The 14,808-nt window shown below is 66.3% G+C and carries 14 protein-coding genes and 3 pseudogenes; 8 read left to right on the top strand and 9 right to left on the bottom strand.

Annotated features, from left to right (window positions below; translation table 11 throughout):
- Positions 1-1,144: 1,144 nt before the first annotated feature.
- The 5 genes and pseudogenes from dnaK to JVH1_RS01290 form a co-directional block, all read left to right on the top strand.
- Complete coding sequence (dnaK, locus tag JVH1_RS01310; RefSeq protein ID WP_043782559.1) at positions 1,145-2,992, top strand: molecular chaperone DnaK; 1,848 nt, start codon at positions 1,145-1,147, stop codon at positions 2,990-2,992.
- On the top strand, positions 2,989-3,660 hold the full coding sequence (grpE, locus tag JVH1_RS01305; RefSeq protein WP_009480177.1) for a nucleotide exchange factor GrpE: 672 nt from the start codon (positions 2,989-2,991) through the stop codon (positions 3,658-3,660). The genes dnaK and grpE overlap by 4 nt, the downstream gene beginning before the upstream one ends.
- A gap of 83 nt (positions 3,661-3,743) precedes the next feature.
- Positions 3,744-4,913, top strand: coding sequence for a molecular chaperone DnaJ (dnaJ, locus tag JVH1_RS01300; protein WP_009480178.1), 1,170 nt, complete (start codon positions 3,744-3,746; stop codon positions 4,911-4,913).
- A 117-nt stretch (positions 4,914-5,030) separates the two neighbouring features.
- Complete coding sequence (locus tag JVH1_RS01295) at positions 5,031-5,318, top strand: VOC family protein (protein ID WP_009480180.1); 288 nt, start codon at positions 5,031-5,033, stop codon at positions 5,316-5,318.
- 544 nt (positions 5,319-5,862) lie between these two features.
- Positions 5,863-6,541: pseudogene (locus JVH1_RS01290) on the top strand (CocE/NonD family hydrolase); the annotation flags it as partial.
- A gap of 490 nt (positions 6,542-7,031) precedes the next feature.
- Here the strand turns inward: JVH1_RS01290 and JVH1_RS01285 are convergent.
- Positions 7,032-7,229: pseudogene (locus JVH1_RS01285) on the bottom strand (MFS transporter); the annotation flags it as partial.
- A gap of 217 nt (positions 7,230-7,446) precedes the next feature.
- Positions 7,447-8,085: an HD domain-containing protein gene (locus tag JVH1_RS01280; RefSeq protein ID WP_009480184.1), complete on the bottom strand. Its 639-nt coding sequence runs from the start codon at positions 8,083-8,085 to the stop codon at positions 7,447-7,449.
- A gap of 330 nt (positions 8,086-8,415) precedes the next feature.
- On the opposite strand from JVH1_RS01280, the gene JVH1_RS01275 reads away from it, so the two are divergent.
- From JVH1_RS01275 to JVH1_RS01265, 3 genes are all read left to right on the top strand, one after another.
- Positions 8,416-8,844, top strand: coding sequence for a hypothetical protein (locus JVH1_RS01275; protein ID WP_009480185.1), 429 nt, complete (start codon positions 8,416-8,418; stop codon positions 8,842-8,844).
- 409 nt (positions 8,845-9,253) lie between these two features.
- On the top strand, positions 9,254-9,649 hold the full coding sequence (locus tag JVH1_RS01270; protein WP_009480186.1) for a hypothetical protein: 396 nt from the start codon (positions 9,254-9,256) through the stop codon (positions 9,647-9,649).
- A gap of 246 nt (positions 9,650-9,895) precedes the next feature.
- Positions 9,896-10,159 (top strand): hypothetical protein, encoded by a 264-nt coding sequence (locus tag JVH1_RS01265; protein ID WP_009480187.1) that lies wholly within the window; start codon positions 9,896-9,898, stop codon positions 10,157-10,159.
- A gap of 483 nt (positions 10,160-10,642) precedes the next feature.
- Here the strand turns inward: JVH1_RS01265 and phoU are convergent, their stop codons facing one another.
- From phoU to JVH1_RS01230, 7 genes and pseudogenes are all read right to left on the bottom strand, one after another.
- Entirely contained in the window at positions 10,643-11,290 is a 648-nt protein-coding gene (phoU, locus tag JVH1_RS01260; RefSeq protein ID WP_043782561.1) for a phosphate signaling complex protein PhoU, read from the bottom strand.
- A gap of 170 nt (positions 11,291-11,460) precedes the next feature.
- A complete protein-coding gene (locus tag JVH1_RS01255) occupies positions 11,461-11,880 on the bottom strand; it encodes a hypothetical protein (RefSeq protein ID WP_029537647.1) in 420 nt (139 codons plus the stop codon).
- Between the two features lie 412 nt (positions 11,881-12,292).
- Positions 12,293-12,541 carry a three-helix bundle dimerization domain-containing protein gene (locus JVH1_RS01250; protein WP_009480192.1) on the bottom strand — a complete coding sequence of 83 codons (249 nt, stop codon included), beginning with the start codon at positions 12,539-12,541 and terminating at the stop codon, positions 12,293-12,295.
- Positions 12,542-12,658: 117 nt separating this feature from the next.
- Positions 12,659-13,147, bottom strand: a complete 489-nt coding sequence (locus tag JVH1_RS01245) for a hypothetical protein (RefSeq protein WP_043782554.1) — start codon at positions 13,145-13,147, stop codon at positions 12,659-12,661.
- A 228-nt stretch (positions 13,148-13,375) separates the two neighbouring features.
- Entirely contained in the window at positions 13,376-13,753 is a 378-nt protein-coding gene (locus tag JVH1_RS01240) for an SHOCT domain-containing protein (RefSeq protein ID WP_009480194.1), read from the bottom strand.
- 30 nt (positions 13,754-13,783) lie between these two features.
- Positions 13,784-14,061, bottom strand: a pseudogene (locus JVH1_RS01235) (SHOCT domain-containing protein).
- The gene (locus JVH1_RS01230; protein ID WP_009480195.1) at positions 14,022-14,528 is read right to left on the bottom strand and encodes a DUF6325 family protein; all 507 of its coding nucleotides are present in this window, start codon (positions 14,526-14,528) and stop codon (positions 14,022-14,024) included. The pseudogene JVH1_RS01235 and the gene JVH1_RS01230 overlap by 40 nt, the downstream one beginning before the upstream one ends.
- Between the last annotated feature and the right edge of the window lie 280 nt (positions 14,529-14,808).

Here is a 14,808-nt window from a genome sequence, read left to right as displayed (position 1 = left end):
AAACGGCTATCGGGTCACGCGGCACGTCCGGGAAGGGATGTGGCGCACAAGCCCGTGGCGGTCACGATAGGGGAGTGGCGTCAGATCTGATGGGACGGCAGTAGGTGCCTGCCTGTCACACCCGGAGCACACAGGGGCTGTTCCGCACGGGCATGGTGACACGGCCGAGGTCGGTGACGGTGCCCGCGCGCGGGCCGGCAGCGATACCGGCCAGTTGACGGCGCCGCGCTCCGGGGCGCGGCGCGGCGCGAGCGCGTCGGCTCTGATGTCAGCTGGGAGCGTCTCGTGCACGTCGCTCGTAGCGTTGGTGTGGCCGAACTGCACGGCCATGCGCTCGGCGGCGATCACCCCTAGCACGGTAAGCAGCGCCGTGCGCCGCCGCGAGGATTGCCGACCGCCACACACAGGGCTCAAGGTAACACCGATAGCGCGTTCCCCGACCTGTTCCGGGGAGAGACCATCAAATGCGCTGAACCGGTGGACGATCCGCCGCCCGTCGACTGCCGCAAACGATGAAGGAGACCCTTGGTAGGATGACGAACCCGCTCGGAGGCCCGATCTGGAACCCGGTTGCGTCGATACGAGATGACGAATCATCAGATAGCCCCGAGGAGACGAACATGAGACCCACAATCCGAAGCCTGGTGATCCCCGTATCCGACCTCCGGCGCAACCGGGCGCAACGCTCCACGTCATGTCGCACCCGAGATGCGGATCTGCGTGCTTGCCGACGCCGACGGCAACCCGATCGGGCTGCGCGGCCGATAGACGTCGGCGTGGCCGGGCCCGGCCAAAGTGAATCGCGTGGGAGGGTGGGGTGAATCAACGCAGTCGTCCGGGCTGCGGGTAATCCGCGGCCCGGCGTTCGGGTGGTCGCGGATCTACCGCCGGACCACTCGGACTGCTTGTGTTCCTTGCCATTCGACGGTGAGCGGGCTATCTCCTACCAAGCGCCTCGGCGACCGATCAAGACGAAATCCACCGGGCAAACACAGCAAGGTTGAGCGTTCCACGCTCAATCCTTCGCCTTGACCTCGGTTTGGACCGGAGGGAAAATTGAGTCGATAACACTCGAGTTCGGTGGGTGTGACGACACAGATCGACCGAAGGATCACGCCCACCCGGTGTGCTGCTGGAGGCGGTCATGGCTCGCGCGGTGGGAATCGATTTGGGGACCACGAACTCGGTGGTGTGCGTGCTCGAGGGCGGCGACCCGGTGGTGGTCGCCAACTCGGAAGGTTCGCGCACGACACCGTCGGTGGTGGCGTTCGCGAAGAACGGTGAGGTGCTGGTCGGCCAGCCCGCCAAGAACCAGGCGGTGACGAACGTGGACCGGACGGTGCGATCGGTGAAACGGGAGATCGGCACCGACTGGCATGTGGCGATCGACGACAAGAAGTACAGCGCTCAGGAGATCAGTGCCCGCACGCTCATGAAACTGAAGAGGGATGCGGAATCGTATCTGGGTGAGGACATCACGGACGCGGTGATCACCGTCCCCGCGTACTTCGAGGACGCCCAGCGTCAGGCCACGAAGGAAGCCGGCCAGATCGCCGGTCTCAACGTCCTGCGCATCGTCAACGAGCCCACCGCGGCCGCACTGGCCTACGGCCTGGACAAGGGCGACAAGGAACAGACCATCCTGGTCTTCGACCTCGGTGGCGGCACGTTCGACGTCTCGCTGCTCGAAATCGGCGAGGGCGTCGTCGAGGTCCGGGCCACATCGGGGGACAACCACCTCGGTGGTGACGACTGGGACGACCGGATCGTGAAGTGGCTGGCCGACAAGTTCAAGACTCAGAACGGTATCGATCTGACCAAGGACAAGATGGCTCTGCAGCGTCTCCGCGAGGCTGCCGAGAAGGCCAAGATCGAACTGTCCTCGTCGCAGAGCACGTCGATCAACCTGCCCTACATCACCGTCGACGCGGACAAGAACCCGCTGTTCCTCGACGAGCAGTTGTCCCGCAGCGAGTTCGAGAAGATCACGTCCGATCTTCTCGACCGCACCCGGGCCCCGTTCCAATCGGTGATCAAGGACGCGAAGATCTCCGTCAAAGACATCGACCAAGTCGTGCTCGTCGGTGGCTCCACCCGTATGCCGGCCGTGACGAATCTGGTGCGCGAGCTGACCGGCGGGCAGGAACCGAACAAGGGTGTCAACCCGGACGAGGTCGTCGCCGTCGGCGCCGCCCTGCAGGCCGGTGTCCTCAAGGGCGAGGTCAAGGACGTGCTGCTCCTCGACGTCACCCCGCTGTCCCTCGGCATCGAGACCAAGGGTGGCGTGATGACCAAGCTCATCGAGCGCAACACCACCATCCCGACCAAGCGTTCCGAGACCTTCACCACCGCTGACGACAACCAGCCGTCGGTGCAGATCCAGGTGTTCCAGGGTGAGCGCGAAATCGCCTCGCACAACAAGCTGCTCGGCTCGTTCGAGCTGGCGGGGATTCCGCCGGCACCGCGGGGGGTGCCGCAGATCGAGGTTACCTTCGACATCGACGCCAACGGCATCGTGCACGTGACCGCGAAGGACAAGGGCACGGGCAAGGAGAACACGATCAAGATTCAGGAGGGTTCCGGTCTGTCCAAGGAAGAGATCGACCGGATGATCAAGGACGCCGAGGCTCACGCTGCCGAGGACGCCCAACGCAGGGAGGAAGCGGAGGTGCGCAACCAGGCCGAGTCGCTGGTGTACCAGACCGAGAAGTTCATCAAGGACAACGAGGACAAGGTGCCCGCCGACGTCAAGGAGAAGGTCGAGTCGTCGATCACGAATGCCCAGGAGAAGTTGAAGGGCAGCGACGTCACGGCCATCAAAGAGGCCATCGAGAAACTGACCACCGACTCGCAAGCTTTGGGCCAGGCGATCTACGACGCGCAGGCGAAGGACTCGGCCGCCACCGGCGGTGGGAACGGTTCCTCGGGAGGGGCCGAGGAGGTCTTCGACGCTGAGGTGGTGGACGAACCCGGACGGGAGGACAACCGATGAGCAACAGCGAGCGCCGCGACGGCGACAAGCCGCCGCGGGAACCGATCTCGATCGCCGACAAACGCCGCTTCGATCCGGATACCGGCCGGGTACGCGAGCACACTCCGAGCGAGCCCGTCACCCCGACCCCACAACGGGAATCCCAGCCGACGACGTCCGACGCGGAGATGCACCCCGGTGAACGGGCCGATCGGGCGGCGCGCGAACACCCTGATCGAGTGGCGGAGTTGACCGCCGATCTGCAGCGGGTGCAGGCCGAGTACACCAACTACCGGCGCCGGATCGAACGCGACCGACACGCGGCAATCGAGGCCGCGACGGCGTCGGTGGCGGCGAAGTTTCTCGGGATCCTCGACGACCTCGATCGAGCCCGCGAGCACGGCGACCTCGAAACCGAACCCCTGCGTGCGATCGCGGCCAAGCTCGATGCGATCCTGACCGGCCTGGGAGTGGCCGCATTCGGTGAAGAGGGTGACCGCTTCGATCCCACCTTGCACGAAGCGATCCAGCACGAAGGTGCCGGGGGTGATCCCGTCGTGGGCAGGGTGCTGCGACGCGGCTACACCTTCGGTGACCGCAAGGTGCTGCGGACCGCGACGGTCACCGTGGTCGAGGGGCCCGCGTCGCCGGGGAACGTCACGGGCACCGCACCGGTCGACGGCTCCTGAGACACCGCACACCAGTCTGACGACGCCGATCTCGGAACGCATTGCGCTCTCGTCGCGGCCTGGAGAAGGAAGGAGAATGCCAAGTGTCGCAGCAGGAATGGCTCGACCGCGACTTCTACGCCGTCCTGGGTGTCCCTTCGACGGCGTCGGCCGAGGAGATCAAGAAGGCGTACCGCACATTGGCTCGGGAGCTGCATCCGGACGCAAACCCGCACAACACCGAGGTGGAGGAGCGGTTCAAGAAGGTCAGTGAGGCGTACGCGGTGCTCTCGGACCCCGCCAAACGCAAGGATTACGACCGCGTGCGCCGGCTGCTCCGATCAGGGGCGTTCCCCGGGACGGGTTTTCCTCCTGGCACCGGCTCGGGCGGCTTCGACTTCGGGGACCTGTTCGGGAGCGGTTCACCCTTCACCATGGGCGATCCTCTGGGCGGGGTCGGCGATGTGCTCGGAGACCTGTTCCGGCGCGCAGGAACCCGAACTGCATCGGCTCGGCCGAGGCGAGGCAGTGACGTCGAGACCGAGACCAGACTGTCGTTCCGGGAGGCGGTTGCCGGGATGCTGTTGCCGCTATTGATGACCGGGCCGATGGTGTGCACCAGCTGCCACGGCTCCGGCACACGGCCGGGAACCCGGCAACGAACATGCCCACACTGCCGCGGCGTCGGGGCGCGCAACCGGAATCTGGGCGGCTTCGGGTTCAGCGAACCCTGCGAGGATTGCCGGGGCACGGGATCGATCGTCGACACCCCCTGCCCGGATTGTCAGGGCGCCGGGATCGGAGACCGCACCCGCACTATCTCTGTCCGTGTTCCGCCCGGGGTGAGCGACGGGCAACGCATCCGGTTACCGGCGCAGGGCGAACCTGGTCTCGGTGGGGCGCCGTCGGGGGACCTGTATGTCACCGTGCGCGTCGAACCGGATCCGGTGTTCGCCCGCAGCGGCGATGATCTCACCGTCACCGTTCCCGTGTCGTTCGCCGAATTGGCCTTGGGGACCGTGCTGTCCGTCCCAAACTTCGATGGTCGGGTCAGTCTGAAGATCCCGCCGGGAACCCAGTCGGGGAGAACGTTCCGGCTGCGCGGACGCGGGGTGCCCCGCCGCGGCGACGCGGTCGGCGATCTGCTGGTCACCGTAGAGGTCGCGGTCCCGTCCGATCTCGGCCACGAAGCCGCTGAGGCGCTGCGGGCGTACGCTCGGGCAGAGGAAATGGGCGGATTCGACCCCCGCCCCGGTTGGGCGGACAGCCGATGATGTCGGGAACGATGTCAGCACCGAGGGACCGCCTCGTCATTCCCGCCGTCGAGATCGACACCCGCATCTTGTACCTGCTTCCCACCCTCACCACCCAACCGTGAAAAGGAGTGTCCGATGACCCCACCGGACGAATGCGCCGGCGTCCGTTACCTCGTCGATGACGTGTCCGCAGCCATCGACTTCTACACCAGCCACCTCGGCTTCACCTTGCATACCAATCCCGCCCCTGCGTTCGCCGACGTGATCCGTGGCCCCTTGCGATTGTTGCTGTCCGGCCCGGCCAGTTCGGGTGCTCGCGCCACCCCGTCGGACATCACCGGCCCGGGTGGTCGCCAGATTCTGCTCGCGGACCCCGTCGGCAATCTGATCGAGCTGTTCCAGTCCTCCGCACTGGTCAGGTGACCTCGGATCAACCTCACCACCGCACCCGAGCGAGGTCGAGACCGGCAAAGCGGCTTAGCAATGCAGGTCTCGTGGCCGAGAGCTGATCGTCGGCGAGGAGCGTTGTGCGGCGTTTGGATCTCCGACGGTCCCGCCGTGCAGGCTTCCGCATGACGTCACCACCCTACGTGACGGTGCCCGTGGATCATCTCTTTCGGCGACCACCTGCGTGGAACGGACCCGAAGTGGGTCCGTACACGACGAACGAGTTGGCTTGTCGCGCCGAAACGGTCGTAGAACATGTCGACCACCAGGCACCGCGAGCATCGGTCGTAACCCGCCCCGCCATTCCAGACCCGACCGAGAAGCCCTGCGCGGCAGGGTATTCGTCGCCGTCGTGGTGGCAACATGCGGATTACAGATAGCGCACGCAGATCGACGTACGCCGAAACCACGCCACCAAGGCGGGCAGGCGAAAGGAAAAGATCGGCCGTTGTCGTCAAGGGTGTGCACGTCTTACGATCAGCTCCGTGTTTCACCAATTCGTGAAATAACGGAGGTCAGCATGTCGAGTGTCGTTTCCGGCGTCGACGTCGGTCAGCGTCAGCTCAACGGCCGCAGACCACTGGCCGGGAGTATCGCAACCTCAGCGAGCCCCCGATTCGGGGCCATCGCAGACCACAATGTCGCCGTGCCGATGCGCGACCGTGTCGATCTGCTCGCGGACGTCCACCGGCCTGCCGCTGATGGCCGCTTCCCCGCTCTGATCTCCGTATCGCCCTACCCCGGCAGATTCAAGACCTCGGCGCTCCCGCGGGGTTCATCGAGGCAGGTGCGGCGGACTTCTGGGTGCCCCGCGGCTACGTGCACGTCATCGCCAACGTGCGCGGCACCGGTGGTTTCGGCGGCACATTCGGGTTCTTCGATACCCTGGAGCGCCAAGACATGTACGACCTGGTCGAATGGGTGGCAGCGCAGCCGTGGTGCGACGGCAATGTCGGCATGATCGGCATCAGCTATTTCGCGATGACCCAGTTGGAGGCAGCTGTCGAGCGCCCGCCGCATCTCGAGGCGATCTTCCCGGTCGCGGTCACCGCCGACCTGTACGAGGCCGCGGTTCGTCACGGCTTGTTCAGCGTGGCGTGGCCCGTTGCTGGGAATGGCCCGACACATCCTGACCTCGCCTGACCTCGCCGCGGGTACACCACAAGTTCGCCACGATGAGCGGTGAAGCCGCTGTCACGACCCGAGCGCGCGGCGAGCAAAGTTGTATTGCCTTGCGTAAGTTGGCCGCCCGAGCGGCCGGGTCGAGGTCTGGACGAAATAAACGGTATTGGCGGGATGTTCCCCGACCGTTCCTCGATTACCGTGGCTGTGTGACAGCAGGTCGCCCGTGTACGAGTCGGCGACGCCGTATCCGGCTCGCGAGCTGCTCGAGTCCGCGGGGCTCTGGCACCGTGTGCTCGCGAATCGTCGACGCCAAGCAGATCTTCGGCACCTGGGAGGAGCCCAAACCGTATTTCCGAATTGTTCCCCAGCCAGTCTGAAAACAACTCGTCACCCCCATCGATCACCTGCTCGCGGTTCATCCGGCGGCGGTCGGCAAGGGTGAGCATCCGATGCGGTGTGATTCGCGCTGCTCGACGAAAACGGTGTCGTGGCGCCGGCCGGACGCTATTTGCAGTACCTGGCCGATATCGAGCGGGTCGACATTCCCGACCCGGACGGGCCGATCACCAGCGCCTCGAGCGCGATCGCGGCCTGGACGCCGCTGACGGTGGTGTCGAGGTCGCGAACCACCGACGAGATTGACACGTTCATCAGCGACGTGTCGACGACGAGTACGAGCATCGCCATTGCCAGCAGAATCGTGAGCGCTCGCGGGGGACCCGCTGCCCGCTCGGAACCACCGGTAGTCGGTTCTTCGGTCATAGGAGGCTCACCGTCCGTCCATCCCGCTGCACCCGAGTGTCCCATGCACGGGGCGAGGTATCTGAAGGGCGCGATCCCCGGCCGGACGTCCGGAAACGAGTCTTTTCCCCTCTCCTTCTCGCGGGCCCGGTTTGTGTCGTTCATCGAGGGTTTGCTGTTGCCGGCATGCATGGTCGGTGGATCTGCATCGAAGGGGAGACGCAGAACTGGTGTCTTGCTATCCGGTCCGTGTGTGGGGAGTGCTCGGTCCGTTTACAGTTCGCCGTCCCGGCTTCCGCATCAGACGGGCTCGGGGGTCGGGCGGAAGGCGCCGCTCGACTCGGTCTGCGGCGGCCCGGAGATACGGGTCCCGCTGAGGGTGGGCGCGGACGGTGGGCGAGTCCGGGCCGTGCCGGTCGATCTTCTCGCGCAGCCGCTGATCCAGACTCAACGCCTCGCCGTGCGGACCGGTCGTCTGATCGGCGACGGTCAGCGCGTCCGAGACCGCGTCCTCGACGAAGGTGAACTGGCTCAGTTCGTCGCCCATGCCGGTGACCGCGGCGACGAACCGGGCGCCGGAGTGATGAGCGACCAGGTCGCACACCCGCCCCGGCCAACCATGGGCTTGCAGATAGCGGGCGCCGTCGAGCGGGTGAAACCCGGTCTCGCGCAGCTCGGCGGCATAGCCGATGTCGTGCAGCCACGCGGCGGCCACCAACGTGTCCCGGTCCGCGGCCGGGACCGTGGGTGCAAGCGCCAACGCCCGCGCCGCAACCCCTGCACAGTGATCTGCACGCATGCGGTCGCGGGCAAGGACGCGCAGTGTCAGCGCCCGGGCGCGGGGCACCAAAGGCGACCGCGTCGCATCATCGGCCATGACCACACCTCTCCCGCACGGCGCCGATCCACTACCGGCCGCCACCGGTCGGGCTGTCGCAGCCTGGCATCCAGGATATATCGGACCGACGGCGTCCCGACGGGGTTCGCCGCTTCTACAGTCGGTGACGGCGACGTGCGGTTGAGGCGCCGGGGGAGTGCACCGTCGGAGCCGCGAGGAACGACGGACACCGGCTCGTCGGAGCATCGGGGGTCCTGGAGACCACTCCGCGGGCTCACACCTGCCGCGAAGTGCCGCCATCATCGGCCCGACCGGAGGACAATGAACCTTCCGGAATACTTCACGCGTTGCCCGGGAAGGGAAACGGTCATGTCCGAGGAATCTCTGGTCAAACGCGGTGTGGCGCAGGGGTCCGCGAGGGGTGGGGCGGTCCTGCTCGTCACTGTCGGTGTCCTCGAAGTACTCCAGGGCCTGTCCGCGATCGCCAAGGACGAGGTAATCGTCACCGGAATCGACTACACCTACCAATTCGACCTCACCGCATGGGGATGGACCCACCTGGTTCTCGGCGCGCTCGTCACCGCCGCCGGAATCGCCCTGTTCACCGGTGCCACCTGGGCGCGAGTGGGCGCCATGGTGATCTGCGCAGTCTCGATCCTCGTCAACTTCCTCTGGTTGCCCTACTACCCGATGTGGGCGATCACGATCATCGCACTCAACGCCGTGGTGATCTGGGCCGTCTCGACCTGGCACCCCGACACAGACCGAGCCGCACAGCCCTCTCCACCTGCGAGATGAACTGCCATGCGAGACTGGACCACGAACAGTGCGACCAGCACGCGCCGAGCGCAGGCGGCCGTCGACACGACCTCGCGCCGCGGTGATGTCGACCGGGTGTGAGGCGTGGCCGCCATGACGTGGGCGCTGCCGGCGATCGCGGTGGTCCTGCTCGGCTTCGCGGCGGTCTCTGGGCGCGTGGCGGGCACGCCGATCACCGGACCACCCCCATCCGGAGACCCGACCGGCCCCAGATACTTGACGGTGATCCCCGCACCCCCGGCCGCGCATCCGTCGTCATCGACCGAAGGACCGGCAGGCGATGGTGTCCCCAAGAGTCCAGCCCACATTCCGCGGCGGACCCGATGGGCTGAGGCGGACAATGAGCAGATACGGCGTGCGGGCAGCCCCCGCCGGAAGGGGGTACGTCATGACCGAGGAGTCGTCGACCGAACAGCGCGTGGCGACCGCCACGTCGATCGGGGCGGCCACTCTGGTGCTGACCATCGGTCTCCTCCAGTTCGCCCAGGGCATCGCCGGTGTTGCCGAGAGCGAAGGGTTCTCGGTGGGGATGGAGTACACCTACCGGTTCGACCTCATCGCCTGGGGCTGGTTTCATATCGCCTTCGGGGTGCTGCTCTGCGTGGTCGGTCTCGCTTTGGCCGCCGGGGCGCGTTGGGCGCGGGTGGCGGCGATCGTCTTCGCGGCCATCTCGATCCTCGCCAACTTCCTGTGGCTGCCGTACTACCCCTCCTGGTCGATGGTGATCATCGCACTTGACGTCGCGGCGATCTGGGCGGTGTCGACGTGGAAGCCACCACCGTAGTGAAACGAACGGAACCGCAGTCGAAACCAGATCGATTCTGTGGCGACCCCGGGTCGGTAAGCGGCAGATCTCTGCAGAGGGATCAGCCGGCGCCTGCGCCTCCTGTAGCTATACTCGGGACGCGGCCTCCTCCGGTAACTATTCGGGACGAGCCCGAAAGCCCGGGGCCGGCAGCGTCGAGCGGGTGGTTTTCGTCGGCGAGGTGCTTATGATCCGGGCGCGTAGCCGAGCGGAAGGCGAAGAACGATGCCCGAGAAGAAGGATCACAGTCCGAGACCCGAACCCGGTCCATTCGGCGCGGGCACGCGGGTGCTGGTGCGCCGGCCGTCCGAACCGGCGCAGACCGGTCGGATCATCGAGGACTACGCCGAGCTGACCGACACCGAGGAGCGCGGGCACGCCTGGGCGCCGGTGCACCGGTGGGCTATCGCACTCGACGACGGGCGCCTGGTCTTCGCCGACACCGACGACCTCACCGCCGACCCGAGCACGGAAGGATCCACCGGGTAGACCGGACCTGACCGGCGGAAGAACCAGCGAGAGACCGTGTCCCTGGGCACCGGTTTGACGTTGAAGCCAGAGGCGAATCCGACGCAGGTTCAGCTCTCACTAGCGGGTACCGTCACCACCACCTCACCGGACGCCCCAGCGCTCAGCGCTGGTACCGCGGTGGCGATACCGGCCGCGAAGACCATCGCGGGCGCGATGACCGCCGACGCGATGGCGGTTGTACCGCGATCTTGTTCTTCATGATGCTCACCTCGTTCTGAGAGTCCTCGACTCTTGCAGGAACGGGTGGCGGAACAGCCCCTCGGTGATCGGGATCGGTTATGAGCCAGGTCATCGCGAGGTCGGGCACGTTGATGTGCTGCTTCGGCGCGGGTGGTCGGCTCGTGTTCGCGTGGCCGGTGACTGGGTGACCGCATCCCGGCAGCGTGAGCAGCAGACCTCAGCCGAGGTTCAGCAGCAGTACTACCCCCCGGGGTCTGCGGCCTACGGGCTCAGCGGTTCGCCGGTGACGAGGAAGATCACCCGGCGCCCGACCACGACAGTGTGGTCGCCGAAGCGTTCGTAGAAGCGGCCGAGCAGGGTGATGTCTACCGCGGCCGGGATGCTGCCGGTCCAGGACGGGTCCTGGATCAGGGTGAGCAATCGTCGGTGCAGGTTGTCGAGCTCGTCGTCGCGTCTGCCGATCTCGGCGGCCAGTTCGGGATCGTGCGTGCGCAGGACCTGTTCGGCGAGGCCGGCCAGTTCGGCCGCCACCCGCCCCATCCCGGCGAGCACTTCCTCCGCCTCACCGGAGGCGACGTGCTCGGGATGGCGGCGGCGGACGCTTTCGGCCACGTGCTGCACCAGCCCGCCCATCCGGCTCAGATCCGTCACAAGGTGCACACCGGTGACGACCTGACGGAGATCACGCGCCACCGGGGCCTGCAGCGCCAGCAGCGCCATCGCCTGCTCCTCGCACGGACCGCGTGACGCCTCGATCTGCTCGGTGAGGTCGAACACTCGCTCGGCCAGCGGCAGATCGGCCAGCATAAGTGCGTCGGTCGCCGCCTGCACAGCCTCCCCGGCCAGGTGACACATCGACGCCAACCGGTCGGTCAGTGCGTCGAGCTGCTCGTGAAATTTCATCCGCATACGCATCATCATGGTGCACTCCGCCGCTAGGTGGGCTCGACAGCTGCCCGGGTCTGACGGAAGCGCGGGTCTGACGGCAGTGCCGTTCATCCGGCGATCGGCACCGCTACCACCACTGGCGCAGTATCCGGCACGATCCCGGCCGGTGAGCTGCCGAGCCGGGCGTGCCGCTACTGCGAATGTTCCCGTCTTTCAACCCTTTCCGGGTTCCAGGTCGAGACGGCCCAGATGACGACGACGTCGAGTGCGATGATCACCAGCGACCACACCGGGTAGTACGGCAGCCACAGGAAGTTCGCCAGAATCGAGATCGCGGCAACGATGATCGCTGACACCCGGGCCCATGTGGCTCCGGTGAACAGGGCGAGGCCGACGATCGCGACGAGGGCGCCGAGGACGATGTGGATCCAACCCCAGGTGGTGAGGTCGAACTTGTAGACGTATTCCACCCCGACCACGAATACTTCGTTCTCGGCGACGGCGGCGATGCCCTGAAAGAACTGGATGATGCCGACGGTGACCATGATGACGGCCGCCGCCATCGAGGTGCCGCCCGCGAAGCCTTGTTTGGTCGATGGATACTCGGACACGGACACGGCTGTCCCCTTTCCCCACAGCTACGAATTTCGCTCGGTATGACGATTGTCCGCCGCAGCGTGCTGTCTTCGCCGGAGAACGTGGATTCCGGCGGAACGAGCCCGGCGACGATCCTGGTGGTGAACTGGACCGGGTCGGCGGGGTCGGGTTCCGGTCGTCCTCGAAACCTTCGCGAGCGTGGGTCACGCTCGTTCGGCTTGCCCGCGCAGTGGCCGCCCTGAGCGGGTGCGAGGAAGAAGGGGACAGATCTCTGCTGCTGCATGATGATTGTGGTCCGGCATGCGCCCCCACATTCGTGGTCAGCCTCCCCGGTTTTGTCGAAGGATTAGGCTCACACTGCCCGGGTGTGGTGGGCGGCCGCCGACACCGGTCCCTCTCCCGGGCCTGGCCATCTCCTCTCGCCGCTTACGACAGACGTGGTGAGTGCCGCGCGAAGACACGCCGCCCTCCCCGGCTGCTGATCGTGGCGCGCACCGCCGGCTCGGTGTGCGGGGTGGTGGGAAGTTCAGGTGTGTGCAGCGGTTCGGGTTGCGCCGGTGCCCGGCTGTAGGCGGCGTCGAGTGTGCGCGTGGCGGCTCGTTCGATCAGGAGGGGGACGAAGTCTCGGATGCGGCATCCCTCGAACCGACCCTTCGCTGGAGCGTCGGCGTGCATGGGATGTGGTGTCGAACACGGCGTTGTCGTGCGCTGGTTGGTGTTCGGGGACGAGCCGCGCTTCTGCGAGGGTCTGGTTCGGTTGATGCTGAGTTGTGTGCGGGGGCGATGTGGTTGTTACCGTCCCGCGTCGGATTCGGAGGTGGTGGGGAAGGGGCTGGGGCCGAGTGCGAGGGTGAGGGAGGTGGGGTGGAGTCCGATCTCGGTCCAGCTGGTGGTGAGGATCAGCGACCCGGTGCGCGGGTAGGTGCCGATCCAGTACGACGGCGTGGTGCGGTACGGCCCGGAGTCGTCGGAGCGGGGTTCGGTGGGGTGGAGCGAGTCGGCGGGGCCGTCGAGGTCGTCGACGAGGACGAGCACGGACAGGTAAGACCACCGCGGCGACCAGTCGTGGGGGTCGGTCAGGGGACGGGTTTCGTAGCGGGCGAAGTCGGCACGGATCCCGGTGACATCCATCGCCAGTTGCAGCAGCAGCCCGGACGCGAATGCGGTGACCGCGGACAGTTCGAGGGTCAGGTCTTTCTCGGCCGTGATCGGCATCGGTGCGTGCACGCGAAGGCCCCGGTCAGCAGGCGGCGCGATAGCCGGCCAACGATGGCGGCGCATGCTTCATCTTCGCACCTCTCGCCGCCCGCCGAGGTCGGGATCGGGCGGCGGGATTGTTTGTTTCCCAGAAACATTCGTCCGGGACCCCATTGGTGCAGAGCTGGAGAGGTCCCGCAGACGACTGGCGGCCGTGACGGTGAGTCGGGGTGTCCAGCCCGCGACGCTGCCACCCGGGTCGGTGTCCGACACCGGGACCTGGGAAGGGCGGTGCCTCGGTCGCGTTCGGTGCTAGGTCAGTGCTTTGCTTTTGATCGTCTCGAACTCCTGCGGTGTGATCGCCCCCGAATCGAGCAGCGCCTTGGCGTCGGTGATCTGCTGGGCCGGGGATTTGCCCGCGACGTCCCGGATGTAGGTGTCCTGGGCCTGTTTGACCTGACGGAAGGCCGCCGCGGACCGCTCGGTCATGCCCTGGTTGCGCACGATCAGGTAGATCAGCGCCGACAGGAACGGGATCAGGAACAAGAACAACAGCCACAGCGCCTTGAGCCACCCGGACATCTGGTGGTCCCGGAACAGGTCGGTGATGATCGCAAACAGCACCCTCAGGTAGGCCACGAACAGGAAGAAGACGACGATAAACCAGAAGAACTCCCAGAAACTGTCCATTGTTGTGCTCCGTCCACTTGGTGATTCCGGTCAGGAGGCCAGGGTCCTGGCCTTCCGGTCGTTGAACTCGTCGGTGTGAGCACCTCCTGATCGCGCAGTTCACCGAACTGCTTCAACGCCGTGAGACGGTCGGTACCGCCGGTCGGTGGTGGCGATGCCGGTGGGGTGGACGGCGGCTGTGGCGCAGCCGACGGCGGCTGTTGGGCGGCCCAGCGCTGGCCTTGCCGCCGCGAGACCCGGCCTGACACGGTGGTCGCGGTTCCCGCGATCACGGCGGTGCGGGCAATTCCGCGGAGAAGTCCGGGCATGGTGCGCTCCTCCCGCTATCGGGTGGGGCGTCGAGAGAATCGAGCGTCGCCAGGATGCCTTGGACGGGTATCCGTCCCGACGCAACGAGTTGGGCTCCTTCACGACGTAGCGCGGAGGCGAACGGTGCGGCCCAGCGGTTCTCGTACACGAGGATCGCGCCGACACAGCCCGGTTCGAGGACGGCTCCCGCCTGCTCGAGATCGCCGCGGTCGATCAGGCCCGACGATGCCTCGGCGAACAGGGTCACGTCGACGGTCCCGGTGAAGCCCAGATCCTCGACGGCAATCCCTGCGAGCGATCCGTCGGCGTCTTTGCGGACGAAGACCAGGTCGAGTACCCGGATGATGTTCGCCTCGACCAGGTCGAGCAGCAGGGGAAGAGTCGAGCCGTCGGGCGGGTGGTCGGCGGGAAACTCCACGACCAGGTAGTCGATGGGCCCGACGTCGTCGAAATCGGTGTCGGTCACCGCGCTGACCTCGCTTCTGAAGACCGCAGCGATACAACATCAGGCGAAATATCTGCGCCTCCGGGCATGCGAAATGCCTCGTCCCAGCACGCACAGTTTCCCATCCACGCCTCAGAACGCGCCGGAAAACGACAACACCCGATCGCCCAGGCAGCCCTGAGTATTTTTCTCGTCCGGATCTTCGACTCCTGGCTATTCCGCTGGGTGATCAGCTCGCGCGGGAACCGCTCGGAGGCGCAACCGTCAGCCGAAACGCCGGCCTGGGTAGTGTGCTCGTCAT

The organism is Rhodococcus sp. JVH1, from assembly GCF_000280725.2.
In the GTDB taxonomy this organism is placed as follows: domain Bacteria; phylum Actinomycetota; class Actinomycetes; order Mycobacteriales; family Mycobacteriaceae; genus Rhodococcus_F; species Rhodococcus_F jostii_A.
This window is presented reverse-complemented; position numbering and strand designations above follow the sequence as displayed.

Coding starts and splice junctions, on each gene's coding strand:
- dnaK (WP_043782559.1), top strand. CDS start 1,145: ATGGCTCGCGCGGTGGGAATCGATTTGGGGACCACGAACTCGGTGGTG.
- grpE (WP_009480177.1), top strand. CDS start 2,989: ATGAGCAACAGCGAGCGCCGCGACGGCGACAAGCCGCCGCGGGAACCG.
- JVH1_RS01295 (WP_009480180.1), top strand. CDS start 5,031: ATGACCCCACCGGACGAATGCGCCGGCGTCCGTTACCTCGTCGATGAC.
- JVH1_RS01280 (WP_009480184.1), bottom strand. CDS start 8,085: ATGGCCGATGATGCGACGCGGTCGCCTTTGGTGCCCCGCGCCCGGGCG.
- JVH1_RS01275 (WP_009480185.1), top strand. CDS start 8,416: ATGTCCGAGGAATCTCTGGTCAAACGCGGTGTGGCGCAGGGGTCCGCG.
- JVH1_RS01270 (WP_009480186.1), top strand. CDS start 9,254: ATGACCGAGGAGTCGTCGACCGAACAGCGCGTGGCGACCGCCACGTCG.
- JVH1_RS01265 (WP_009480187.1), top strand. CDS start 9,896: ATGCCCGAGAAGAAGGATCACAGTCCGAGACCCGAACCCGGTCCATTC.
- phoU (WP_043782561.1), bottom strand. CDS start 11,290: ATGCGGATGAAATTTCACGAGCAGCTCGACGCACTGACCGACCGGTTG.
- JVH1_RS01250 (WP_009480192.1), bottom strand. CDS start 12,541: ATGCACGCCGACGCTCCAGCGAAGGGTCGGTTCGAGGGATGCCGCATC.
- JVH1_RS01245 (WP_043782554.1), bottom strand. CDS start 13,147: ATGCGCCGCCATCGTTGGCCGGCTATCGCGCCGCCTGCTGACCGGGGC.
- JVH1_RS01240 (WP_009480194.1), bottom strand. CDS start 13,753: ATGGACAGTTTCTGGGAGTTCTTCTGGTTTATCGTCGTCTTCTTCCTG.